Below are 22,177 nucleotides of genomic sequence, written 5' to 3' on the forward strand. Positions count from 1 at the left end.
CAAGCGACCGCCGATAGCATGGGGCAATGCGCGTCTTGCTCACCGGCGGTGCCGGGTACATCGGTAGCCACACCGCTCTCGTTCTGCTTGAGCAGGGGCACCAGGTGGTGGTGCTTGACGACCTCTCCAACAGCAGCCGCGAGTCAGTACGCCGCGTCGAAGAGCTCACGGGGCAGGAGATCGTCTTCGTGCAGGCTGACCTCACCGACCCGCACGCCACCCGTGCCGGGCTCGACGACATCGCGTTCGATGCCGTGATCCACTTCGCTGGCCTGAAAGCCGTGGGCGAGTCGGTCGAGCAGCCCACCCGCTACTACCGAGTGAACCTCGACTCGACCCTCGTGCTGCTCGACCTGATGCGCGAGCGCGACGTGACCCGGCTCGTCTTCAGTTCGTCGGCGACGGTCTATGGCGACCCGCAGACCCCGCTGATCGCGGAGACGCACCCCGTCGGCGTTGGGCTCACCAACCCCTACGGCTGGTCGAAGGCGATGAACGAGCAGATCATCCGCGACGCGGCCGCGGCTTGGCCCGCGCTCGCTGCCGTGAATCTGCGCTATTTCAACCCGGTTGGCGCACACCACTCAGGGCGCATCGGTGAAGACCCGAGCGGGATCCCGAATAACCTCATGCCGTACGTGGCGCAGGTCGCTGTGGGCCGGCGCGAGCGCCTCGCGGTGTTCGGCGACGATTACCCGACGGTCGACGGGACCGGGGTGCGCGACTACATTCACGTGATGGATCTCGCCGAGGGGCACGTCGCCGCGCTCACGCACGCGGAGCCGGGGGTGCAGGCGTTCAACCTGGGGTCGGGGGTGGGCACGAGCGTGCTCGAAGCGGTGCGGGGCTTTGAGGAGGCCTCGGGGCGTGCGGTGCCGTACGCGATCCACCCGCGGCGAGCCGGTGATCTCGCGACGGTCGTGGCGGATCCCGCCCTCGCGTTTGAGCGACTCGGGTGGCGCACGACGCGCTCGTTCACCGAGGCGTGCCGCGATGCGTGGGCGTGGCAGTCGGCGAACCCGCGGGGGTACGCGGGGTAGACCAGATTCGAGTTTATGGTTCGACGGGTTGCGACACCTGCACCCAGAGCATCGTCTCGTTCTTCGAAGCGTCACCGTCGGGTGCGGGCTCGGTGAGGTACTCCTCCCAAGCGAGGCCGGTGGGCACGAGACCCTGCTCCTCGATCCACGCGTAGAGCTTGCCGTAAGCCGCTCCGAGGCCGTCATAGTTGCCGAGTGCGAGCAGGCGTGCCGCGCGACCCTCCGGAATGGTCTCACCACGCACCTCGCCGTCGCCTGCGAATGGCGCGGCCACCGGTACGGCCACCGAAATGTCGAAGGTCGCGCCGGGTTCGCCGTGCATGACACCCAGCGGCACCCCAGCCGGGGCGATACCCGCGCGCCCCAACGCTCCGATAATCTGGGGAAAGGCGCCGTCATAGAGACTGCGGATCTCATCGCCCGTGACCTGTGCCCGCACCGTGGCGAGATGCAGCTCCGGGTTGGTAACGAGCTCGGGTGCGGGGTGCTCTGACATGACGGTCTCGATCCACTGGGCGGCTGCGTATGCCCAGGGTAGGCCGCATGCTGGTAGGCGGCAAGTGAGAAAAGTGAACCTGCGTGAAGTATGGCTGAAACTCTGTCTCCCAGGCGAGGAGAAGTTTTCCAAAGTGACGAGTAGAATTCTTATAAATTGACGAGTCGGATCCTTTCAATTTGACGAATCCAAGAGCGTGGATTTCAGCTCGGGGCCTCGTGAGTCGCAACTTGCTTTCAGCGTTGGCGAGTCCTTGGCGAGTCCAATTCGAAGGAACTAATCTGACGCCCCACCCTGCAGGCGGCCCGCCACCTGCCACACCGCGATCGTGAGCTCGGGGCAGGCCTCGGCGATTTCGCGCAGCAGCGCGAACTCGAGCTCGTCGGCGTTAGTGCGGTGGGCTGGTGCGTCATCGGCGGTGCCGCGCCCCGCGAGCCGTGCCATCGCAAACTCGGCCAACTGGCCTCGCTCCTCCAACATTTCGTTCTCAAGCTCGCGCACCACGAACTCGTCGACGCTTGGAATGTCAATCAGGGTGAGCAGCGGATCCTCACCGTTGCGCCCCTCGCGTTCGAGGATCGCGTCGCGTTCGATGCGCGCGAAATTGCGCAATTGCTCGATGTGTTCGGTGGTGACGTTCATATTCAATCGTTCCCCTGGCGATCTTCGCGGAGCAGCTCAGCTGAACTGACATCCAGGGTAACCCGTTTGATATCGCGCAGAGACACCACAGGCGCTTGCGCGGGGCGAGTCTGGCCATTCTCGCGAGCAATTTCGAGCGGGGTTTTCACCTCAGTGCTCGCAGCCATCGCGCGCGACACAGGCGCCGCGGTCGATGCGCGCGGAATCGGCACCCGCCGCCACGGCAGCCGCTTCTCTTCCGATTCCTGCGAGGGCAGCTCGAAGTCGTAGCGCGACTTCACCGCGAAGATAATGAGCAGCAGCCAGCCACTCTCGATCAGGAGACGACTCTCGGTGATCGACTGCACGACGAGCGCCACCATGACGAGCCACGGCCACAGCGCGCTGGTCGCGTACGGGAGAGCTGGCCCCGGCCCGCGCCGGGGCTGATCCACCGCGCGAAACCAGACTCGCATGAGGGTCAGCGCAACAAGAGGGGCGAATACCAGCACACCCACGAGGCCGAGCTGTAGCCATACATCGATCCACGCGTTGTGTGCGCTCATCACCGGGATGCCGGCCTTCGTGTCTAGCCCGTCAAACGGCTCCACCCAGGTCGGCCAGTAGCTCACCCAGCCCCAACCGAACCAGGGGTGCTGCTCGATGAGCTGCCACACCTTGGCCCAGGTATCGGCACGGCCGGTGAGGTCGCCGCTCTTTCCGAGGAGGCCGAACAGGGCATCTCGGGCAAAGATCGCAGCAAGCGCTGCCGCCGCCACGAGACCGACACCCGTGAAGTAGACGCGCTTGCGGCGTTCGGGGCCCAGGCGCCTTGCCCACAGCGCAAACGCGAGCGCTACCAGCACGGCAGCGAGCGCCACCCAGACCGTCGCACTGCGCGTGAGCAGCAGCGTGAGCACCGCCATCGCCACCCAGAACCAGCCGAACCCGGTGCGCACAAGCCCCGCGCGTAACTGAATGCCGAAGATGATGAGGCCCAGAAGCCCGACAAATCCGAACAGTACTGAGTTCGCAACGAGCCCCTGAATCGGGCCGCCCGCAAACAGCAGATCTCGGCTCCAGTACAGGATGTTGAGCTCTTTACCCTCGGGCTGCTCAACCCACCACGAGAGCAGTGGCTCGCGCACCACCCAGGCGACCCACAGCTCGAAGGCGAACGACAGCCCGATCACATAGCGCAGGGCCGTCGCGAAGGTGCGCAGCAGTTCGTGCCAGCTCAGCACGAACGCGAGTACCACCGCTACAGCGGTCGTGACGAGCTGCGTGATGACCCCCAGCACCGACTCGAACTGGTAGGCCGACCAGAAGATCGACAGCGCCGCGAGGATCAAGAACCAGTAGATGGGCGATGGCAGGCGGTACCAGCGAAAGCGCTCGGGCTTCACCTTTACGACGAGCACGATACTGACCGCGAAGATCACCCCGGAGAGCACGAAGAACGCAGGCAACCCCACGATGTACCGCACCCCGTTGCCGCCGAGCGTGAACGCGAAGACCACGATCGCGAACGCGCTCACACCCAATCGGGTCTTGCTTCTGGCCATAGTGGGTATGGTAGTTCATGGCGGCGCTCCGCTCGTTTTGCTTGTGGATCGCTGCGCCTGTCGGCGCAGCCGCACCGCACCCACCATTCACCATGCTGATCCTCATCGAAAATGCCCCGCGGGCCTACGCCTGGGGCTCTCGCGACGCGCTGCCCGAGTTGCTCGGCACCGCGCCCACTGGTGAGCCACAAGCGGAGCTGTGGCTCGGGGCCCACCCGGGCGCGCCCGCGACTGTTGCGAAGGCGACACCGGTGCATCGCACCCTCATCGACCTCATCGAGGCGGATCCCGATCGCTATGGAGTGGGGGGCGGGCAACTGCCGTTCTTGCTCAAGATCCTCGCGATCGGCGGCCCGCTGTCGCTGCAGGTACACCCCAACCGCGCGCAGGCCGAGGCGGGCTTCGCGCGTGAGGAGGCGGCCAGTGTGCCGCGCGACGCGCCCGAGCGCAACTACGGCGACCCGAACCACAAGCCAGAGTTGCTCGTCGCGCTCAGTGAGGTGTCGGCGCTCAGTGGTTTCCGAGACCTCTCCGAGGCCCGGGCCGATTTGCGGGCCCTCGCCGCGGCCGCACCGGCTGGCGAGGGGCGTGAGGCGCTCGCCGCAGCGGCGGCACGCTGTACCGGGCGGCCAGGCGCCGCACGCTCAGAGTTTCTCGCCTGGGCGCTGCGCGGCGGTGACGACGTGGGTGCTGCGGTTCGCGCGATCCACGCCGCCGTTCGAGCTGGTGATGGGGCGTGGATCGACGCACACCGCCTCGCGGCGCTGCGCGACCTCACCGCCTCCTACCCCGGCGACCCCGGCGTACTGGTTTCGCTGCTGCTGCACCTCGTGCGGCTCGCGCCAGGCGAGGCGATCTACCTGGGTGCGCGGCAGCTGCATGCCTATCTCAGTGGGCTTGCGGTCGAGGTGATGGCGGCATCTGACAATGTGCTGCGCGCCGGGCTTACGCCGAAGCACATTGACGTCGACGAGTTGCTGCGGGTGACCGACCCGGCGGAGCTTGATGAGCCCCGTCACGCCGCGCGCCAGGTCTGCCGAGGCCTCGTGGCGTGGGAGCCAGCCGTGCCCGACTTCAAGCTCATGCGTGCGAGGCTGCGCGCCCCGGGAGACATCGAGAGCAACACCGGAGAGATCTTTCTCGAAAGTGCGGATCGCGCCGAGTCCGTGGTGCTTAATGCACCGCACCCGCTCGTGCTCGTGGTGACCGAGGGCAGGGTGCGCGTCGAGCGGCCCTCCGACGGCGAGGTGGCCAGTGTGCGGCGCGGGCAGTCGCTGTACGTCTCGTCGGGGGAGCCGATTGAGCTGAGCGGCGCGGGCGAGGCCTTCGTGGCGACGGTGGGCGACGGCTGGGCCTGATCCGCCCAATCGGTCCCGTAGCGCATAGTCTCGGCGTGTCGCAAAGCCTCAAGTAACACTTGAGGCTTTAAGATTTCCGGCTTGACTTGAGCGAACCACACCGATGTAATTATGGAAGCGCGGCGAACCAGCACGGCGAACCCCGACACCGAAGAGAGAGGAGCGCACAGCATGACGCAGCATTCTCTGAACTCGCAGGTACCGAGTAACTGGTTTGTTGACCCGGTTCACCTTGGCCTGCCCGGTGTGCGCCGCACCGAAGACGACGAACAACTCTCCTGGCAGACCGACGCCCTGTGCGCGCAGACTGACCCAGAGGCCTTCTTCCCCGAAAAGGGCGGGAGCACCCGCGAGGCAAAGCGCATCTGCGACGGCTGCGAGGTGCGCAGCGAGTGCCTCGATTACGCGCTCGCAAACGACGAACGCTTTGGTATCTGGGGCGGCCTCTCCGAGCGCGAGCGCCGGAAGCTGCGCCGCGACGCGGTGTGAAGGCTCGCCGCACCGAAAACCGGTCTTCGCTCGCCACGCGCCTAGTCTTGGCTTGATATGCGCAGCACAGTGACCGCCGTTCTCGTCGCCCGTTCCGGCGGCGACTGGCTTGACCAAACCATCGCGAGCCTGAGCTCGCAAACGCGCGCGCCCGACCGCATCGTCGCGGTGGTGACGGGCGGCAGCGAAAAGGTCGCCGCGCAACTCGCTCAGGCGGGCATCGAGCGGATCGTCACGGCCAGCGGGCAGCTCCCGTTTGGCGAGGCGGTGCGTCGGGGGGTCTCGGTGATCCCCGCAGACCACGCAGCGACCACCCAAGCCGCATCCACGCGAGACGCATCCGCAACCACGCCAGACGCCAGAACAACCGGTGCGTCGTTCGGTGAGTGGCTGTGGCTGCTTAGCGAAGATTCGGCGCCCGAACCCCGCGCGCTTGAGCTCATCCTCGCCACCGTGCAGCGTTCCCCGTCGGTCGCCGTCGCCGGGCCAAAGCTCGTCGACTGGGATCACCCCGAGCGCATCATCGAGCTGGGCCAGAGCCTCACCCACGGCGGCGAGCGGTGGCTGCTGCGCCGGCAAGAACTTGACCAGCAGCAGTACGACCACCTGCAAGACGTGCTGGGTGTCGGCCCGGTCGGCATGCTGGTGCGCCGCGACGTATGGGCGCAGCTCGATGGCTTCGATCCCGCGCTCCCCGTCTACGACGACGGTCTCGACTTCAGCGTGCGTGCGAGGCTCGCCGGCTACCGCGTCATCGTTGCGCCTGCGTCTCGGGTGCGGTTTGCGCAGCTGGGCATCGCGGGTCCGCGAGTCGACCGGTCGCGCCGGGTGATGCGCGTCGCGCACCGGCAAGCGCGCACCTCGCATCTGCACCGCCGCATCGCCTATGCGCCGGGGCTGCTCGCGCTGTTCATGTGGCTCGGGTTGCCGTTCGTGGCGGTGGCTCGCGTCGGCTGGGCGCTGATCCGCGAACAACCCGGGTACATGCTCGGCGAGTTCACCGCGGCGCTGCGCGTGTTCTTCCGGCCGGGTGCACTGCTCGCCTCCAGGCGGCGGATCAGGGCGAATCAGCAGGCGGGGTGGGCCGCCGTGCGCCCGCTGCGCATCGACCCCAAATCTGTGCGCACTGCGCGCATGATCGATCGCGAGGCGATCCTCGCCGCGCAGGGCAGGCTCGCACGCGAGCTGCATTTCATCCAGACCGGGGGACTCGCGGTCTTTGGCGCGTCGATCGTCGCCGCACTTGCGCTGTGCTGGTGGGCGGTCACGCAGACCAGCCTGCTGGGCGGCGGGCTCGCCCCGCTCAGCCCGATCGGCGAGCTGTGGCAGAACACGCGAACGATCGAGGGCGTTCCGGCGGATCCCTTCGCCTGGGTACTCGCGGTGCTCGGCAGTTTCACGTTTTGGAACCCCTCGCACGCGGTGGTGCTCTTTACGGTCGCGGCGATTCCGCTCGCCGCGCTCGGTGGCTGGATCTGGGGCGCGCAGCTCACCGAATCGCCCGCGGGTCGCGCGCTCGTGGGCCTCGGTTGGGCGCTCAGCCCGGTGCTGCTCGGCTCACTTGACGCGGGTCGTTTCCCCACGTTGATCCTCGCCGTCGTGCTGCCGTGGCTGCTCCTCGCGGCCACCAGATGCCGCGAGTCGTGGAGCTGGGCGGGCGTTGCATCGCTGCTCGCCGCGATCGCGCTGGCGTGTGCACCGGTGCTGATTCCCGCGGCGCTCGTGCTGCTGGTGGTCGGGCTGGTCAGCTCGGTGCGCGGCATCGCTCGCGTGCTTGCCACCGCACTCGCCCCGCTCGTGCTCTTCGCCCCCAAGCTTGTCGCGACCCTCACCGCGGATCCGCTGAATCTGCTGCTCGACCCGGGTATCACCACCGCGTTTGCCCCGGCGAACCCGTGGCAGCTGATGCTCGGGTTCCCTGAGTTCGGGCTCGACGGCTGGGGAGGGATTCTCGACACCATCGGTCTCGGCGGCCCGCCCGCCACGCTGCTCGTCGGGGTGCTCCTGCTGCCCATCGTGCTGCTCGCGGTGCTCGGTCTTGTCACCGGCAAGGTGCACTTCACGGTCTTGCACGCCGTGCTGGGCGGGCTGGGCCTCCTCACCGCCGTCTTCTCGTCGAAGCTGCAGCTGCTCAGCGACGGCGCAGCCCCCGTGGCGCTATGGACGGGTTCGGGGCTCGCGCTGTACTGGATCGCGGTACTCGGGCTCGCTGGCATCGGCACCACCGTGTTGCGCCGCGCCGCCGCCCCCATCGTCGCCGTTGGCCTCGTGCTCGCACTCGTCGCGGTGTCGCCCATCGCGATTCGCCTGGCGACCGCCCAGACCGATCTCGCCGCGGGTGGCACCCAGATGCCCGCCCTCGTGCAGGCGGCCGGCGCTGTGAATCCTGGGCAACGCACGCTCGTGCTCACTGCCACCGGCGAACAGGCGGTGCGCGCCGAGCTCGTGACGGGCACGGGGCTGCGCCTCGATCAGGTGCGCACGGCCGACCGGGTCACGCAGTCCACCGATGAAGACCAGTGGATCGCCCAGCTCGTCGGCGACCTCGCCAGCACTGGCAACGACGACGAATTGCAGGCGAATCTCGCCGAGGCAGGTGTCGGATTCGTGCTGCTGAATCTCGACGGCGACAGCACCGAGCGGGCCCTGCTGCAGGCCGCGTTCGATCAGAGTGCGGCGCTCACGAGCGCCGGGCAGACCGGTCACGGTTTGCTCTGGCGGGTGTCTGGTGTCGAAATTGAGGCGGTCACCACCGAACCCGCAGATACGAACGCCTGGCTCAGCGGCACGAACTTCAGCGGTCAGGCCGTGTGGTGGGTGCAGGTTGTCGTGTTGCTTGCAATGTTCCTCCTCGCTTTGCCCACCGGCGAGGTCACCGAGCGCCCCGAGCGGCGCCGCAAACCGGGCAGGCTCGCCGTGGGCGCCCCCGGAGCCCCGACCGAGGCCGAGGTCGCCGAAGAGCGGGCCGATCCGCTGCCCGAAGAGCCCACCGAGGGGAGCGCGCGATGAGCGAGAAAACCAACAGCGTGCTGCGCGGAAGCTTGCGAGCTACCACCGGGCTGGTCATTCTGGCTGTTTCAGCCGCAGCCGTCTTGGTGCTCGGCACCGCGCCGCTGCCCACGATCGAGCGCTCTCCGGTGGCACTCACCGTCGACACGATGCAGGGCGCAGAGCGCGACATTGTGTGCGCCGGCGCATTCGCAGTGCTGGGAGCGGATCCCACCCGGCCCTCCACCTCGATTCCGGTCGGGGAGGCCGCGGTGACCGTGGCCGGCACGCTCACGACACAGGGCGAGTTGCTGCGGCAAGAGGCCGGGGGCACCGCCCCGCAGGTGCTGGGCGTGCCCGCGGGCGACCGCTTTGCCGCTGCGCAGACGCAAACAGTCACGACCGACACTCTGCGGGGACTCAGCGCGAGCGCCTGTGCAGAACCCGCGAACGAGCAGTGGCTCGTCGGCGGTGCCACCACCTTGGGAATCACGACCACGGTGAACCTCGGCAACCCCTCCGCGGTTCCAGCCACAGTCCAGCTCACCGTGTTCGATGAGAACGGCGCGGTCGACTCGCAGCAAACCAGTGGGGTGCTCGTGCCCGCGGGGAGCGATCGCGTGGTGTCGATGAATGGGTATGCGCCCGGGCGTGAGCAGCTCGCGGTGCGCATCGTGAGCACCGGTGCCGCAGTCACGGCAACCCTCGGCGTGGCCCACGTTACTGAGCTCACTTCGTTTGCGGTCGACACCGCGACGAGACAGATCGCACCCAACCCGACCCTCGTGATTCCGGGCCTCACGAATCTCAGCGACCACGATCACGGACCGGGCGATGCTGGCGAGCTTGACCCCTTCTCGGTGCGTTTCCGTGTGCTCGCGCCAGGCGGCGAATCGGGCACCGCGAGCGTGCGTGCGCTGTTCCCCGACGGCTCCAGCGAAGACCTGGCAACCATCGAATACGGCGATACCGCGGTGGCTGATGTGCCCATCGCGCACTGGCCCGAAGAAGCGAACGCGGCCATCATCACGGCCGCTGATCCACTGGTGGGTGGCGCATTTGGCTCCGCCGATCAGGGCCCCGAGCATGACTACGCATGGTTCGCCCCGGCACCCCTCCTCGACGCCGACAGCGAGATCGCCGTGGCGGTCGTTCCCGGTGGGCAGCTCGTGCTCGTGAACCCGGGCACCGAGGCCGCCGAGGTGCGCATCGCCGACACCGCCGCAGAAAGTGATCGTGCGGCCCTGCGCCTCACGGTGCCAGCCGGCGGAGCGGTGGTCGCACAGGCACCCGCCTCGGCCCTCGTGACGAGTGACGTGCCGATCGTCATGGGCGTGCGGCTGGCCGCGGGCGGCAACATCGCGGGCTACCCCGTGATCGAGCTCAACGAGCGCGCGAGCACCATCACGGTCTTTACCCGCTAGGCGGCCGGGTGCGCCGCGGGTGAGGCGGACGGTTCCGGTCGCGCCTGGCCTGGTGCCGAGCTGTCGTGCGCAATGAGCTCCCACCCGTCGGGAGGCGTGAGCGCGTCGCGGTGTCGGGCGCAGAGGTCGAGCGCCGGGGGCGTACGCAGCGGGCTCAGCGGGCCCACCGCCATCACCCGATCAGGATAATCTGCGGTCAGCGTCGCCTCGGCGAGCGCCCCGCAACTGACCCGCGCGCAGAGGCGATCGTGCGCCCGCGCGGCTGCACGATCTGCGCCGGCGTGATCCACCCCAGCGTGGTCAGCATGCGTGTGATCCGACTGCGAAACTGGCGCCTCGGCCTCGCTCGCAGCCTCGTGTGCGTCGGGTTCGAGCCAACTGTGCGGATCATCGGGGGTCACCCCCTCAGCGTAGACTGGCTGCATGTTTGGGCGGTCGAAGCGGCGCGGTGAGCCGGGAGGCGCGGCGGGAATGCCGCCGGTATTTGGCGCACCTGCCGCACCGGCGAAGCGGCACGGGCGCAGGCCGATCCGCTCATCGACGACCGGTTCCCAGCTGCCCAACCCCGACAGCCGCATTGCCCGGTTCGAGCTCGACGCGCGCGGCGCGCTGCACCTGCTGCAGCACCACCTCGGCGACGAACTGCAGGGCGTGCACATCGGCTTCGCGACCGCGCCCACGGGCAACGGTGAAAGCGAGCAGCCGCTGTATTACGCGGTGGATCGGGCCGCACGCACCATCATCCTCTTCCGCATGCCCATTCAGCGCGCCCGGGGTCTGCACGTCGACGATGCCGAGCATCGGAGGCTGTTCGTTGAGCACTGCGTGCACCGCGCAGTGTGCGAGTACCTGGGGCTGAGCCCCTGGGACGTGCTGCCAGGGCGCTTCGATCACTTCTAGGTCGGGCCGGTTCGCCGCGCAGCAAGCACAGCCCGCTCACAGGAGGACTACAGGTCTGAATCGGCGATCCGCAGCCCAGAAGCAGACATAATGGGAGCATGAGCGCACGCATACTGGTGGTCGATGACGATAGGCAGTTGTCAGAAATGCTGGGCATGGTGCTGCAGGGCGAGGGGTTTCTGACCGAGCACGCGGCGGATGGCACTGAGGCGGTCGAGCTGTTTCAGAAGGGGCGCCCCGACCTCGTGCTGCTCGATTTGATGCTGCCCGGCATCGACGGCATCGAGGTGTGCACTCAGATTCGTGCGGAATCGGGTGTGCCCATCATCATGCTCACCGCGCGCAGCGACACGACCGACGTCGTGCGCGGCCTCGAAGCCGGAGCCGACGACTACGTGGTGAAGCCGTTCAACCCGGTTGAGCTCATCGCGCGCATTCGGGCGCGTCTGCGGGAGCCGCAACAGGTCAACGGTGAGAATCTGCGCATCGGCGACCTCGACATCGACGTGGCGGCCCACGAGGTGCGTCGCGGTAGCCAGCCCATTTCGCTCACCCCGCTAGAGTTTGACCTGCTCGTGATCCTGGCGCGTAAACCGCAGCAGGTGTTCACGCGAGAGGTGTTGCTCGAGAAGGTGTGGGGCTATCACTACAAGGCCGACACGCGCCTGGTGAACGTGCACGTGCAGCGGCTGCGCGCCAAGATCGAGCAAGACCCCGACCACCCGACCATCGTGACCACCGTGCGCGGGGTGGGCTACCGCGCCGGCGGCACCGGCGACTAACGGATGACGAGCGGCACCGGTCGCTCGCAGCTGATGCTGCGGCTGCGCCGCCTCAAGATCGGGTGGATCCGCACAACCAATCCCGTGCTCGGCCCGCTGCGGCGACGCTGGTCGCGGTCGCTGAAGCTGCGCACCATGACCATCACGGGCATGATCACCGGGGTGATGATTCTCATCTCCGGAACGTTTATTCTCACGAGCATCGGCGACGACCTCTACAACTCGCGCCGCGATCAAGTGCTGCAAGACTCGGCGCGGGCAACGCTCGCGGCGCAGCGGCTTGTCGATGCGTCGGACGCGAGCGACCGGGGTGCGCTCTCCGCGCTCGTCACTTCAGTGCGACGCACCGTGCAAGACACGTCATCGAGCGGGCTGATCTACGTGCGCCGGCAACCCGGGCAAGAAACGTCACCGCAGGCTCCCGCCGACTTCTACACCTCCACGCAGGTGGTTGATGCCGTGAGCCCGGATCTGTCTGAGGCCCTGCTTAAGGGGGAATCGCCGCAATTTTGGCAGGCGGTGACACTCGCCGACGAAGTGGGAAACCCGGTGCCGGGCGTGCTCGTGGCATCGAGCCTGGTGTTCCCCGCGGGGGCCGGCACCTACGATCTTTTCATCGGGTACAGCATGGCGGAGACGGAGCAAACCCTCGGGTTTGTCACGCGCACGCTGTCGTTCACCGCGTTGATTCTGATGCTGCTGATCGGGGCGCTCGTGTGGAGCATCTCGCGCATCGTGTTTCGGCCGATCCGCGCGGCGGCCGACACGAGTCGGCGGCTCTCGGCCGGAGAGAACGACGCGCGCATGCCGCTGCAAAACGATGAGCACTTTGATGTGCTCTCCAAGAATTTCAACGACATGGCCGATACCCTGCAGGCACGCATCGATGAGCTAGATGAGCTCTCGGAGATGCAACAGCGCTTCGTATCTGATGTGTCGCACGAACTGCGCACCCCACTCACCACGATTCGCCTCGCCGCCGAGGTACTCAAGGGCAGCGCCATGGCCGACGGCCCGCAAGCCCGAGCTATCGAGGTGCTCGGCACCCAGGTGGATCGCTTCGAGACGCTCCTCGCCGACCTTCTCGAGATTTCTCGGTACGATGCCGGGCGCGTCACGCTCGAGACCGAACCCACGAACCTCGTCATGCTCACGCAGACGGTCGTGGATGGCCTGCAACCCCTGTCATCAAGCCTGATTGAGGTGCGGCCGTTGGGCGGCTACGGCGCGGTCGATGTCGACGCGCGCCGAATCCGCAGAATCGTCTCAAACCTCGTCGGCAATGCCATCGAACACGGTGAGGGGAAGCCCATTGTGGTGACCATCGACTCCAATGCCTCAGCCATTGCGATCGCGGTGCGCGACTGGGGAGTGGGACTGCGACCCGAAGACGTCGACCGAGTGTTTGACCGATTCTGGCGCGCCGACCCATCGCGCAAACGCACCCTCGGGGGCACGGGGCTCGGGCTCGCAATCGCCCGTGAAGACGCCGCAGTGCATGGCGGGCTCCTCGAGGCCTGGTCGAGGCTCGGCGAGGGTTCGCAGTTTCGTCTTACCCTGCCGCGCGGCGATCAGATCGCCGCGTTCGTCTCACCCATCCCGCTCGTACCCGACGATGTCACCCCCGACGAGGGTGACCCGGAGGCCACGGGGGGCTGGTTGCGCCGCCCCTGGCGCAACGTCACAAAGGGGAAGAAGTAGTGCGACGGCGGGCGATCCACCAGGGAATGCGACCGCGCGCTGTCGTGGCGGCGCTGCTCGTCTGCGTGAGCCTCAGCCTCGCGGGATGCCAAGGAATACCGAGCTCGGGGCCGGTGAATGAGGGCCTGAAGAGCCTGAGCCAGGCCGACCAGCCCGTGCAGTTCAATCCTGGTGGACCCACAGAAGATGCCAGCCAAGAAGACATCGTGCGGGGTTTCGTGAGCGCCGCCGCGTCGAGCGCCGACGACTATGCGACCGCGCGTGAGTTTCTCGCTCCGGAGTACGCCGACGAATGGGATCCCTCGCTCGGGGTGCTCGTCGATGAGGGCACGCAGCAATACCGCGAGGCCGAGGAAAACGTGGGGGTGCTCTCACTCTCGGTGATCGCGAGCGTCGACGAGCGGGGAACCCTGCAAGGCGTGGGGCCCGGTGCCGCGACCGAGGTGCGGTTCGAGTTCGCCGAGATCGGTGGTCAGTGGCGGATCGCCTCCGCGCCGGCCGGGATCATCCTGGACAAGAGCACGTTTGCGGCGGTCTGGACCCCACTGCAACTCTATTTCTTGAGCGCAGACAACCGCCTGGTGTCTGACACGCGCTGGTTCTTGAACCGGGCCACCATCAGCACCCAGGTGGTGGGTGAGCTGCTCGCCGGGCCGACCGAGCAGATGGTCGAGGTGTTACACAGCGCGCTGCCGGCGGGCACCGCGCTCGCCGGCGGAGCCGTGCCCGTGGTCGATGGCACTGCGCGAATCGACCTCTCGGCCGAGCTGCTCGATGCCGATCCCACGACCATGGAACTCGTGAAGCGGCAGCTCGGGGCGAGCCTGCAGGCGGTGCCGAACGTGGCACGATTCGAGCTGCTCGTCAACGGCTCGCTGATTGATCAGGGCCCGGTGGTCGCCGCCGACACGACCTCCCCGACCGCGGAAAACCTGTATGTTGCGGCGTTGAAAGACGGGGTCTTTGGTCAGATTCGGGCCGGGCAGGTGACGCTGCTCGCCGGCATCGGTACGAGGATTGCCCAGCTGCAGCCGAGCGCCGTGACGCTCGCACCCGATCGGCGCAGCGCGGCCGTGCTGCACCAGGGCATCGTGAGCTGGGTGTCGCCCGACGACCAGGTACAGGTCGATCTGCGTGGGGGGTTACTCGCGCCGAGCCTCGACCGCTTCGGATATGTGTGGAGCTACTCGTCCGCGAGCCCGGGCGAGATTCTGGTCACGAAGCCGGGGGAACGGACCGTGCAACTGCAGATGCCATGGCTGGGCGGTCGACAGCCGGTGGCCGTGCGTGTGTCGCAGGGCGGGAATCGTCTGGCCGTGCTGGTCGTAGATTCAGCTTCACCGGAGCAGAGCAAGGTGCTGGTTGGGGGAATCTCGCGCGATGCCGCCGGGGTGCCGCTCGCGCTTACAGGTGCCGCGAGTGTTGAACTCTGGGCTGCGGGAACCCCAATTGATCTTGACTGGATCGACGATGAACGTTTCGTTGCGCTCACGCGAAACGGGGTCTCGGGCAAGGTCACGCAGGGGGTGCTCGGGCAGTTCGCGGTGGAATCTGGCACCGTGCCCGGAGCGGTGGCGGTGAGTGGTGGGGGGATCCGCTCGTTGCTGCGGGTGCTCGACGACGATGGTCGGCTTTACTCCCCGCAGGGCAGCGGTTGGCAGCGGCAGCTCGACGGGATCGCCCTCGTGGCGAAGGTAGGGTAGGGCCTCTTTCCCTTTCCCTTTCCCTTTCCCTTTCCCTCCCTCCCTCCCTCCCTCCCTCCCTCCCTCCCTCCCTCCCTCCCTCCCTCTCTCCCTCTCTCCCTCTCTCCCTCTCTCCCTCTCTCCCTCCCTCCCTCTCTCCCGTCGCTCGGAGATCTGCACAATCCAGGAGCAAATCGGCCACATGGGTCCTGGACATCCGAAAGGTCCGAGTAAGCGGAAGACCCCAGCCAGGCCGCGCGGTGAGTCTGCTGGTCGCTCTCCCTGAGCCCTGAGCCCTGAGCCCTGAGCCCTGAGCCCTGTGCTCGGCTGCTCGAAGACATCCCGCGCACAGGGTCGGAATCTGGAGATACGTCTGCGACTTCTCTACAGATACTCGCCTGAAGAAGTTGAACTGCGGAGGGGAGTCCAAGCTGGAGGTATGCACCCAAAATCAATGTTGCGTCAGCTCGGCGGAGTGGCCCCCGTGTCCAAGCTCGTTGATCTGGGTGTGAGCAGATATCACCTGAAATTGGAGGTGAAGGCCGGCACCATTCGATCAGTCCGCCGCGGATGGGTCGCCCTTCCTGAAGCTGACCCTCAACTCCTCCTCGCGGCGAGCACAGGTACTATCCTCACCTGCATCACGCAGGCAAAGAGGCTGGGGCTGTGGGTCCTCCACGAAGATGCGCCGCATCTGGCGGCCCCACATCCACATTCAGAAGTCAAAGATCGCCGGGGTGTTATTCACTGGGCTCAACCGGTATTGCAGCGAGAGCCGGGGGCACTGTTCGATCCCGTTGAAAATGTCTTGGATATTGTCGGCATGTGCCAGCCGTTCGAGATTGCGCTCGCGGTTTGGGAATCGGCGCTTCACGCCAAGATGGTGGATCTGCAATCCCTTGCCTACCTGTCGTACAGGGGTAGATCTCGTCGGCTCCTCGAGGAAAGTCAGCCGTATTCAGATTCCGGGTTGGAGACGTTTGTGCGGGTCAGGCTGCAGTGGTTGAGAGTTCCTATCGAACCGCAGGCTTGGATTCATGGACATCGAGTCGACTTCCTGATTGATGGCTGGCTGGTGCTGCAGATTGACGGCGGTCACCACGTGGGGGCGCAGCGCACCGAAGACATTCGACACGATGCAGAGCTAATGCTTCGCGGCTATCAGGTGATCCGCTGCTCGTATGAGCAGGTAGTGCATCGGTGGCCAGAGGTCCAAGGGTTGATTCAGCGTGCGCTTGCGCGTGGAAGGTCTCCCGCTCGCTAGGAGATCTGCAGAATGCGGGGTCTGGTGAGTGCGTTTTGGTCCTGAAATGCGTAGATCTCCGAGTGAACGGAGGCGAAAGAAGTGAGAGGGATGGCTGCGGGTGAGAGCAGAGGAAGAAGGGTGAGGGATGGCTGCGGGTGAGAGCAGAGGAAGAAGGAGGAAGAGCAGGATGTCTGGGAGAGGGATGGCCGGGAGCGGCATGACTGGACGTGGGGATGAACTTCTGGGTCGCGTGATCCACTGGTTGCGAGAAGTGTTGCTTGATGCCCTGGCGCTGTTGTGGCCGACCCAGTGTGTGAACTGTGGCGCACCTGACCGAGACTGCTGCGACGGCTGCCGAAACGAACTGCGAGCCGGCAACGGCACTGCAGTCTGGGTCGCCACCCCGGTGGGGGTGCCCGCGTGCGTCGCGGGCCCCTACGAGGGCCCGCTTCGCGCCCAACTCGTCGCCTTCAAGCACGCCGGACACACCGGCTTCGCGCGCGAGTTGGGCGCGAGACTGAACGCCCCGCTACGCGTGGCGATAAGCCTCGCACGCGCCCCGACCATGCCCCTGCTCGTGACCGTGCCCTCGCGAGCCGCGCGCGTGCGCCAGCGTGGGTACCGTCACGTCGACATGCTGGTGCGCGCGGCGCTGAGGTGCGGAACGTCTGCCCCGGTGACACCCGCAGCGTACAGCCCCGCATCCGGAAGTCCCGGAATCTCGTTCGCTCCGCATTCGCCCGGAATGCAGAGAACACCAAGAACTGCGCCCCGCCCCTGGCTCCTACCGCGGGCACTGAGCGCGCGTCCCGGCCGCACCTCACAGGTCGGACTCACTGCGACCCAGCGGCAGCGTAACGCGGCCCTCGTGGAGGTCACGCCGGCGGCAAGAACGATCTTGCATGGACGGGAGGTGGTGTTAATCGACGATGTCGTCACCACCGGTGCCACTGTCGTAGCGGCGCATCGGGCGCTGACCGAGGCGGGGGCCCGGGTCATCGCCATCGTCGCGCTGTGTGCGGTTGAGCGACGCAGCGATCGCCAGGACGACCAGGCTGCTCCCCACCAGAGCAACGGCGAACGATCCTCATCAAATCCTGTGACACACCTACCGATTTTCGAGCCGAAGCACAACCGGGTGGAAAACGAACGGTGAACCAGAGTAGTGTTCGAGAAAGGCGTAACGGTGCGCTGTTAGAGGCCACCCGCCTGAACCCTAGGGAGGTCACCATGGATGTAAACATTCGCGGACGTAGTCTCGGAATTACTGAACGTTTCGAGAACTATGTGGGTTCAAAGACGGAAAAAATCGAGACGCTACTGCCGAAGGTGCAGACGTTCGAGGTTATGGTGTCACGTTTGAGTGACCGCAGCCCACAGAATGGTGATCGCGTCGAGATCACGGTCATCGGCCCCGGCCCCGTCATCCGAGCTGAGAGCACCGGAGCCGACAAATACACGGCCTTCGACATCGCGTACGGCCGCATCCTCGAGCGGATCCGCCGTATGAAGGACCGTCGCAAGGTGCATCGTGGCCGCGGCCGTACTTCGCTCGGTGAAGCAGCTGCGAACGATTTTGAGAGCGTGGATCTGACTCCCGCACCCCTCGAAACCATTGAGGCGGTGGCCACCGGGAGCGTGCCGATCGTGACCGACGAACAGCAGCATGAAGAAGATTACACACCGGTCGTCATCCGCTCGAAAGAGTTCCCGGCCGAGCGCGTTTCTGTTGAGGAAGCGGTCGATCAGATGGAGCTTGTCGGGCACGACTTCTTCCTCTTTGTAGAGAGCGAATCGGGCAAGCCCAGCGTGGTGTATCGCCGTAAGGGTTGGAATTACGGAGTGATTAGCCTCAGCGAACTGGCGTAATCTCCGGGGTCGCAGTTCACTAGCAGAAGCCCGGAGCGACCCAGGAGCACCGAGACGCCCAGCCCGATCAGTGGCTGGGCGTCTCTTTCGTGAGCTCGCCCGTGCTCGACGGGCCCGACTGGCACGACATTCCCGACTGGCCCGACGTGCTGCCCGTCTGGCCCGACATGCCCGTTGCTCGAGGCAGCCGTCCAGGCGCGAAGCGCAGCTGCCATCCCCACGTCAGAACGCGGCCGAGCGCCTCACACACGATCCCGAAGTTCATCTTCGAACGCCCCGCGCTCCGCTCGATAAACGTGATCGGCACTTCCGCGATCGGGCAGCCCAGTCGCTCAAGTGTCCACGCGAGTTCGACCTGAAAACCATACCCGTGCGAGCTGATCTGGTCGAGGTCGAGCCGCGATAACCACCGGGTGTCAATCACCCGGTATCCGCTGGTGATGTCACGCAGCTGAGACCGCAGTGCGACCCGGGCCACCCAGGTTCCGGTGCGTGAGATCCAGCGCCTGTGCCTGGGCCAGCCGCTGATGCGCCCGCCCTCGATCCAGCGAGTGCCGATGACGAGGCCTGCCCCGGCGCACGCGGTTGAAAGCAGGTCGGGCAACTGCTCGGGCAGGTGCGATCCGTCGCTGTCCATCTCGACCACGAATCGATAGCTGCCCGCGCGCGCGCGATGGAACCCGAGCACGTAGGCCGTGCCCAGCCCGAGCTTGCCCGATCGATGTGCCACGCGAACCCGCGGATCCGCCGCCGCTAGCGCGTCGGCAAGCTCACCCGTACCATCGGGGCTCGCATCATCGATGATGAGCAGGTCGGCACCGGGTGCCGCAGTTCGCACGCGGGACACAATCTCGCCGAGCGAACCGGCCTCGTTGTAGGTCGGCAGGATCACGAGGGTGCCCTCGCCAAATCCGCTCACTTCCACCCGCATTCTTCGCCGCCTTGTGGCTTTGATCTTACGGTGCAGTGGATCTCGCGAACTGTGCCAATGCCCCCTTCTTGGGTCGCGCGTGAAGAGGAACGGGTGGGAGGGAGGGCATTGCGCACCACCCCGGCCACTAGCCGGGCCGTGTGAGATACCCAGGTGCTCCGTGCCCGGGCTTGCTAGGCTGGGGCGTTGTCACAATTTGGCAACGGTGACACGGTGCACACCTCGCACCATCACCGCCCCACCACACAGGAGACACGACGTGGCGACAGTCCTCGAACGAGTCCTTCGCGTAGGCGAAGGGCGCACCCTGAAGAAGCTGCAGCGGCTGGCTAAAACAGTCGGCGATCTGGAAGAGTCGTTTGCGGCGCTCAGCGACGAGGAACTGCGCGGCGAGACCGCCGAGTTCCGCGAGCGTCTCGAGAACGGCGAGTCGCTCGACGACCTGCTGCCTGAGGCGTTTGCCGCGGTGCGCGAAGCCGCGAAGCGCACCATCGGCCTGCGCCCCTTCGATGTGCAGGTCATGGGTGGCGCGAACCTGCACCTCGGAAACATCTCTGAGATGAAGACCGGTGAGGGCAAGACGCTGGTGGCGACGATGCCCGCCTACCTCAACGCGCTCGCCGGCAAAGGAGTGCACATCGTTACGGTGAACGACTACCTGGCGAGCTACCAGAGCGACCTCATGGGTCGCATCTTTCGCGCCCTCGGCATGACCACCGGCTGCATCGTCGCGGGCCAGAACCCGACCGAACGACGTAAGCAGTACGACGCCGACATCACATACGGAACGAACAACGAGTTCGGCTTTGACTACCTGCGCGACAACATGGCGTCGACCGCGGTTGACCGGGTGCAGCGCGGGCACGCGTTCGCGATTATCGACGAGGTCGACTCGATCCTCATCGATGAAGCGCGTACTCCGCTCATCATCTCGGGCCCCGCCTCGGGCGAGGCGAACCGCTGGTTCACCGAGTTCGCACGACTCGCGAAGAAGCTTGTCGCAGGTATCGACTACGAGGTCGACGAGAAGAAACGCACCATCGGTGTGCTTGAGCCCGGCATCGAGAAGGTCGAAGACTACCTCGGCATCACCAACCTCTACGAGTCGGTCAACACCCCGTTGATCTCGTTCCTCAATAACTCCATCAAGGCACGCGCGCTCTTCACCCGCGACAAAGATTACGTGGTGCTCAATGGCGAGGTCATGATCGTCGATGAGCACACCGGGCGCATTCTCGCCGGTCGTCGCTACAACGAGGGCATGCACCAGGCCATCGAGGCCAAGGAAGGGGTGCAGGTTAAGGCCGAGAACCAGATGCTCGCGACCGTCACCCTGCAGAACTACTTCCGCCTGTACGAGAAGCTGTCGGGTATGACGGGTACCGCCGAGACCGAGGCCGGCGAGTTTATGTCGACCTACAAGCTGGGCGTCGTGCCGATTCCGACGAACAAGCCGATGAAGCGGATCGACCAGTCCGACCTCGTCTACAAGAACGAAGAGACGAAATTCGCCGAGGTCGTCAAAGACATCGCGAAGCGTCACGAAGCCGGGCAGCCGGTCCTCGTCGGCACCACGAGCGTCGAGAAGAGCGAGTACCTGTCGCGCTTGCTCGCGAAGGCTGGTGTGCGTCACGAGGTGCTGAACGCGAAGAACCACGCCCGCGAGGCTGCGATCATCGCTCAGGCTGGTCGTCTCAGTGCGGTCACTGTTGCGACGAACATGGCCGGCCGCGGCACCGACATCATGCTCGGCGGCAACGTCGAGTTCCTCGCTGTGCAAGAGATGTCCGCGCGTGGGCTCTCGACAACCGAGACGCCCGATGAGTACGAGGCCGAGTGGGACGCGGTGTTCGAAGCCGTGAAAGCAACCGTTGATGTCGAGGCCGAGAAGGTCATCGCCGCCGGCGGACTCTACGTGCTCGGCACCGAGCGACACGAGTCGCGACGTATCGACAACCAGCTGCGCGGCCGTTCGGGTCGTCAGGGCGATCCGGGCGAGAGCCGCTTCTATCTGTCACTCACCGACGATCTGATGCGCTTGTTCAACTCGGGTGCAGCCGCCTCGCTCATGAACCGCGGCGGGTTCCCCGATGACATGGCCATCGAGTCGAAGCTCGTGAGCCGTGCGATTCAAAGCGCACAGAGCCAGGTCGAGCAGCGCAACAGCGAGATTCGCAAGAACGTGTTGAAATACGACGATGTGCTCAATCGCCAGCGCAAGGCAATCTACGCGGATCGCGCGCAGATCCTCGACGGCGAAGACATCAAGTCGCGCGTTGACGTCTTCCGCGAGCAGGTCATCTCCGCCATCATTGACTCGCACTCCGCTGCAAACGAGTGGGATTTTGACGCTCTCTGGAACGATCTGAAGCAGATCTACCCTGTCGGCCTGTCGGTCGATGAGGTGGTCGCGGAGAGCGGCAGCAAGGGCGTGGATCGCGACTTCCTCTTCCGCGAGATCCTCTCCGATGCGGAAGTGGCGTATGCGAAGCGTGAGCAGACGCTCGGCGATGAGGCAATGCGCGAACTTGAGCGCCGCGTTGTTCTCTCCACGATCGACCGTCGCTGGCGCGATCATCTCTACGAGATGGACTACCTGAAGGAGGGGATCGGCCTGCGCGCAATGGCGCAGCGTGATCCACTCATCGAGTATCAGCGTGAGGGGTACACCCTCTTTCAGAGCACCATGGGGCAGATCAAGGAGGAGGCTCTCGGCCTGCTGTACAACCTTGAGGTGCAGGTACGCCCGGCCGAGGGGCCGCAGGATCACGTGCACATCGAGGGTGGTGGGCTCGAGAAGGAAGAACCGCTCGACACCTCCAAGCTCAGCTACATCGCCCCCGATGAAGACGGGAGCACCGAGGTGAGCGGGCCGGGTGCTCAACGGGCTGCGACCACCGGTGCTGCGGCCCGGGCGCGCAAGGGTGCCGCGGCCGCGGCGCCACAGCCCCAGCAGCGCGGTGCATTCGGACAGCAGGTAGAGGGCGGCGACAGCCCCCAGAACCGCGCCCAGCGCCGAGCTTCGAAGAATAAGTAACGCGCGATCCACACGCGAACCGTCGTCTGAAACAAACCTGCGCCAGGC

18 protein-coding genes are annotated in these 22,177 nt (G+C 66.0%); 13 read left to right on the plus strand and 5 right to left on the minus strand.

The genetic code is table 11. The features are described from left to right. Window positions 1-26 precede the first annotated feature (26 nt). A complete protein-coding gene (galE, locus tag ACTNFK_RS02295) occupies window positions 27-1,040 on the plus strand; it encodes a UDP-glucose 4-epimerase GalE (RefSeq protein WP_435936040.1) in 1,014 nt (337 codons plus the stop codon). A 13-nt stretch (window positions 1,041-1,053) separates the two neighbouring features. Here galE and ACTNFK_RS02300 read toward each other — a convergent pair whose 3' ends face one another. From ACTNFK_RS02300 to ACTNFK_RS02310, 3 genes are all read right to left on the minus strand, one after another. After that, window positions 1,054-1,536, minus strand: coding sequence for a GyrI-like domain-containing protein (locus tag ACTNFK_RS02300; RefSeq protein ID WP_435936041.1), 483 nt, complete (start codon window positions 1,534-1,536; stop codon window positions 1,054-1,056). Window positions 1,537-1,812: 276 nt separating this feature from the next. After that, a complete protein-coding gene (locus ACTNFK_RS02305; protein WP_435936042.1) occupies window positions 1,813-2,178 on the minus strand; it encodes a hypothetical protein in 366 nt (121 codons plus the stop codon). A gap of 2 nt (window positions 2,179-2,180) precedes the next feature. Then, window positions 2,181-3,722, minus strand: a complete 1,542-nt coding sequence (locus tag ACTNFK_RS02310; RefSeq protein ID WP_435936043.1) for an O-antigen ligase family protein — start codon at window positions 3,720-3,722, stop codon at window positions 2,181-2,183. A gap of 17 nt (window positions 3,723-3,739) precedes the next feature. Here ACTNFK_RS02310 and manA point away from each other — a divergent pair, with 17 nt between their 5' ends. The 4 genes from manA (at window position 3,740) to ACTNFK_RS02330 (ending at window position 9,981) form a co-directional block, all read left to right on the plus strand. Then, window positions 3,740-5,080 (plus strand): mannose-6-phosphate isomerase, class I, encoded by a 1,341-nt coding sequence (gene manA / locus ACTNFK_RS02315; protein ID WP_435936044.1) that lies wholly within the window; start codon window positions 3,740-3,742, stop codon window positions 5,078-5,080. Between the two features lie 171 nt (window positions 5,081-5,251). Then, window positions 5,252-5,569, plus strand: coding sequence for a WhiB family transcriptional regulator (locus tag ACTNFK_RS02320; RefSeq protein ID WP_433645714.1), 318 nt, complete (start codon window positions 5,252-5,254; stop codon window positions 5,567-5,569). Window positions 5,570-5,626: 57 nt separating this feature from the next. Continuing rightward, the gene (locus ACTNFK_RS02325) at window positions 5,627-8,578 is read left to right on the plus strand and encodes a glycosyltransferase (protein WP_435936045.1); all 2,952 of its coding nucleotides are present in this window, start codon (window positions 5,627-5,629) and stop codon (window positions 8,576-8,578) included. Further along, entirely contained in the window at window positions 8,575-9,981 is a 1,407-nt protein-coding gene (locus tag ACTNFK_RS02330; protein WP_435936046.1) for a DUF5719 family protein, read from the plus strand. Before ACTNFK_RS02325 ends, ACTNFK_RS02330 begins: the two co-directional genes overlap by 4 nt. Here ACTNFK_RS02330 and ACTNFK_RS02335 read toward each other — a convergent pair. Next, the gene (locus ACTNFK_RS02335) at window positions 9,978-10,382 is read right to left on the minus strand and encodes a DUF3499 family protein (protein WP_435936047.1); all 405 of its coding nucleotides are present in this window, start codon (window positions 10,380-10,382) and stop codon (window positions 9,978-9,980) included. The genes ACTNFK_RS02330 and ACTNFK_RS02335 overlap by 4 nt on opposite strands. A gap of 22 nt (window positions 10,383-10,404) precedes the next feature. Between ACTNFK_RS02335 and ACTNFK_RS02340 the strand changes: the two genes are divergently transcribed. The 7 genes from ACTNFK_RS02340 (at window position 10,405) to hpf (ending at window position 18,161) form a co-directional block, all read left to right on the plus strand. Next, window positions 10,405-10,881 carry a metallopeptidase family protein gene (locus ACTNFK_RS02340; RefSeq protein WP_435936048.1) on the plus strand — a complete coding sequence of 159 codons (477 nt, stop codon included), beginning with the start codon at window positions 10,405-10,407 and terminating at the stop codon, window positions 10,879-10,881. Between the two features lie 98 nt (window positions 10,882-10,979). Then, the gene (gene mtrA / locus ACTNFK_RS02345) at window positions 10,980-11,663 is read left to right on the plus strand and encodes an MtrAB system response regulator MtrA (protein WP_435936049.1); all 684 of its coding nucleotides are present in this window, start codon (window positions 10,980-10,982) and stop codon (window positions 11,661-11,663) included. Between the two features lie 3 nt (window positions 11,664-11,666). Beyond that, window positions 11,667-13,364, plus strand: a complete 1,698-nt coding sequence (gene mtrB, locus ACTNFK_RS02350) for an MtrAB system histidine kinase MtrB (protein ID WP_435936050.1) — start codon at window positions 11,667-11,669, stop codon at window positions 13,362-13,364. Further along, entirely contained in the window at window positions 13,364-15,067 is a 1,704-nt protein-coding gene (locus ACTNFK_RS02355) for an LpqB family beta-propeller domain-containing protein (protein ID WP_435936051.1), read from the plus strand. Before mtrB ends, ACTNFK_RS02355 begins: the two co-directional genes overlap by 1 nt. Before the next feature lie 463 nt (window positions 15,068-15,530). Next, window positions 15,531-16,310 (plus strand): endonuclease domain-containing protein, encoded by a 780-nt coding sequence (locus ACTNFK_RS02360; protein ID WP_435936052.1) that lies wholly within the window; start codon window positions 15,531-15,533, stop codon window positions 16,308-16,310. A 199-nt stretch (window positions 16,311-16,509) separates the two neighbouring features. Beyond that, complete coding sequence (locus ACTNFK_RS02365) at window positions 16,510-17,448, plus strand: ComF family protein (protein ID WP_435936053.1); 939 nt, start codon at window positions 16,510-16,512, stop codon at window positions 17,446-17,448. 74 nt (window positions 17,449-17,522) lie between these two features. Next, window positions 17,523-18,161, plus strand: a complete 639-nt coding sequence (hpf, locus tag ACTNFK_RS02370) for a ribosome hibernation-promoting factor, HPF/YfiA family (RefSeq protein WP_435936055.1) — start codon at window positions 17,523-17,525, stop codon at window positions 18,159-18,161. Between the two features lie 67 nt (window positions 18,162-18,228). Here the strand turns inward: hpf and ACTNFK_RS02375 are convergent, their stop codons facing one another. Continuing rightward, the gene (locus ACTNFK_RS02375; protein WP_435936056.1) at window positions 18,229-19,092 is read right to left on the minus strand and encodes a polyprenol monophosphomannose synthase; all 864 of its coding nucleotides are present in this window, start codon (window positions 19,090-19,092) and stop codon (window positions 18,229-18,231) included. A 259-nt stretch (window positions 19,093-19,351) separates the two neighbouring features. Between ACTNFK_RS02375 and secA the strand changes: the two genes are divergently transcribed. After that, window positions 19,352-22,129, plus strand: a complete 2,778-nt coding sequence (gene secA, locus ACTNFK_RS02380; RefSeq protein ID WP_435936057.1) for a preprotein translocase subunit SecA — start codon at window positions 19,352-19,354, stop codon at window positions 22,127-22,129. Window positions 22,130-22,177: the final 48 nt, after the last annotated feature.

Source organism: Leucobacter fengyongliangi, assembly GCF_052386045.1.

Excerpts from the sequence above, each read along its gene's own strand:
- galE (WP_435936040.1), top strand. The coding sequence starts at position 27 with ATGCGCGTCTTGCTCACCGGCGGTGCCGGGTACATCGGTAGCCACACC.
- ACTNFK_RS02300 (WP_435936041.1), bottom strand. The coding sequence starts at position 1,536 with ATGTCAGAGCACCCCGCACCCGAGCTCGTTACCAACCCGGAGCTGCAT.
- ACTNFK_RS02305 (WP_435936042.1), bottom strand. The coding sequence starts at position 2,178 with ATGAACGTCACCACCGAACACATCGAGCAATTGCGCAATTTCGCGCGC.
- ACTNFK_RS02310 (WP_435936043.1), bottom strand. The coding sequence starts at position 3,722 with ATGGCCAGAAGCAAGACCCGATTGGGTGTGAGCGCGTTCGCGATCGTG.
- manA (WP_435936044.1), top strand. The coding sequence starts at position 3,740 with ATGGCGGCGCTCCGCTCGTTTTGCTTGTGGATCGCTGCGCCTGTCGGC.
- ACTNFK_RS02320 (WP_433645714.1), top strand. The coding sequence starts at position 5,252 with ATGACGCAGCATTCTCTGAACTCGCAGGTACCGAGTAACTGGTTTGTT.
- ACTNFK_RS02325 (WP_435936045.1), top strand. The coding sequence starts at position 5,627 with ATGCGCAGCACAGTGACCGCCGTTCTCGTCGCCCGTTCCGGCGGCGAC.
- ACTNFK_RS02330 (WP_435936046.1), top strand. The coding sequence starts at position 8,575 with ATGAGCGAGAAAACCAACAGCGTGCTGCGCGGAAGCTTGCGAGCTACC.
- ACTNFK_RS02340 (WP_435936048.1), top strand. The coding sequence starts at position 10,405 with ATGTTTGGGCGGTCGAAGCGGCGCGGTGAGCCGGGAGGCGCGGCGGGA.
- mtrA (WP_435936049.1), top strand. The coding sequence starts at position 10,980 with ATGAGCGCACGCATACTGGTGGTCGATGACGATAGGCAGTTGTCAGAA.
- mtrB (WP_435936050.1), top strand. The coding sequence starts at position 11,667 with ATGACGAGCGGCACCGGTCGCTCGCAGCTGATGCTGCGGCTGCGCCGC.
- ACTNFK_RS02365 (WP_435936053.1), top strand. The coding sequence starts at position 16,510 with ATGACTGGACGTGGGGATGAACTTCTGGGTCGCGTGATCCACTGGTTG.
- hpf (WP_435936055.1), top strand. The coding sequence starts at position 17,523 with ATGGATGTAAACATTCGCGGACGTAGTCTCGGAATTACTGAACGTTTC.
- ACTNFK_RS02375 (WP_435936056.1), bottom strand. The coding sequence starts at position 19,092 with ATGCGGGTGGAAGTGAGCGGATTTGGCGAGGGCACCCTCGTGATCCTG.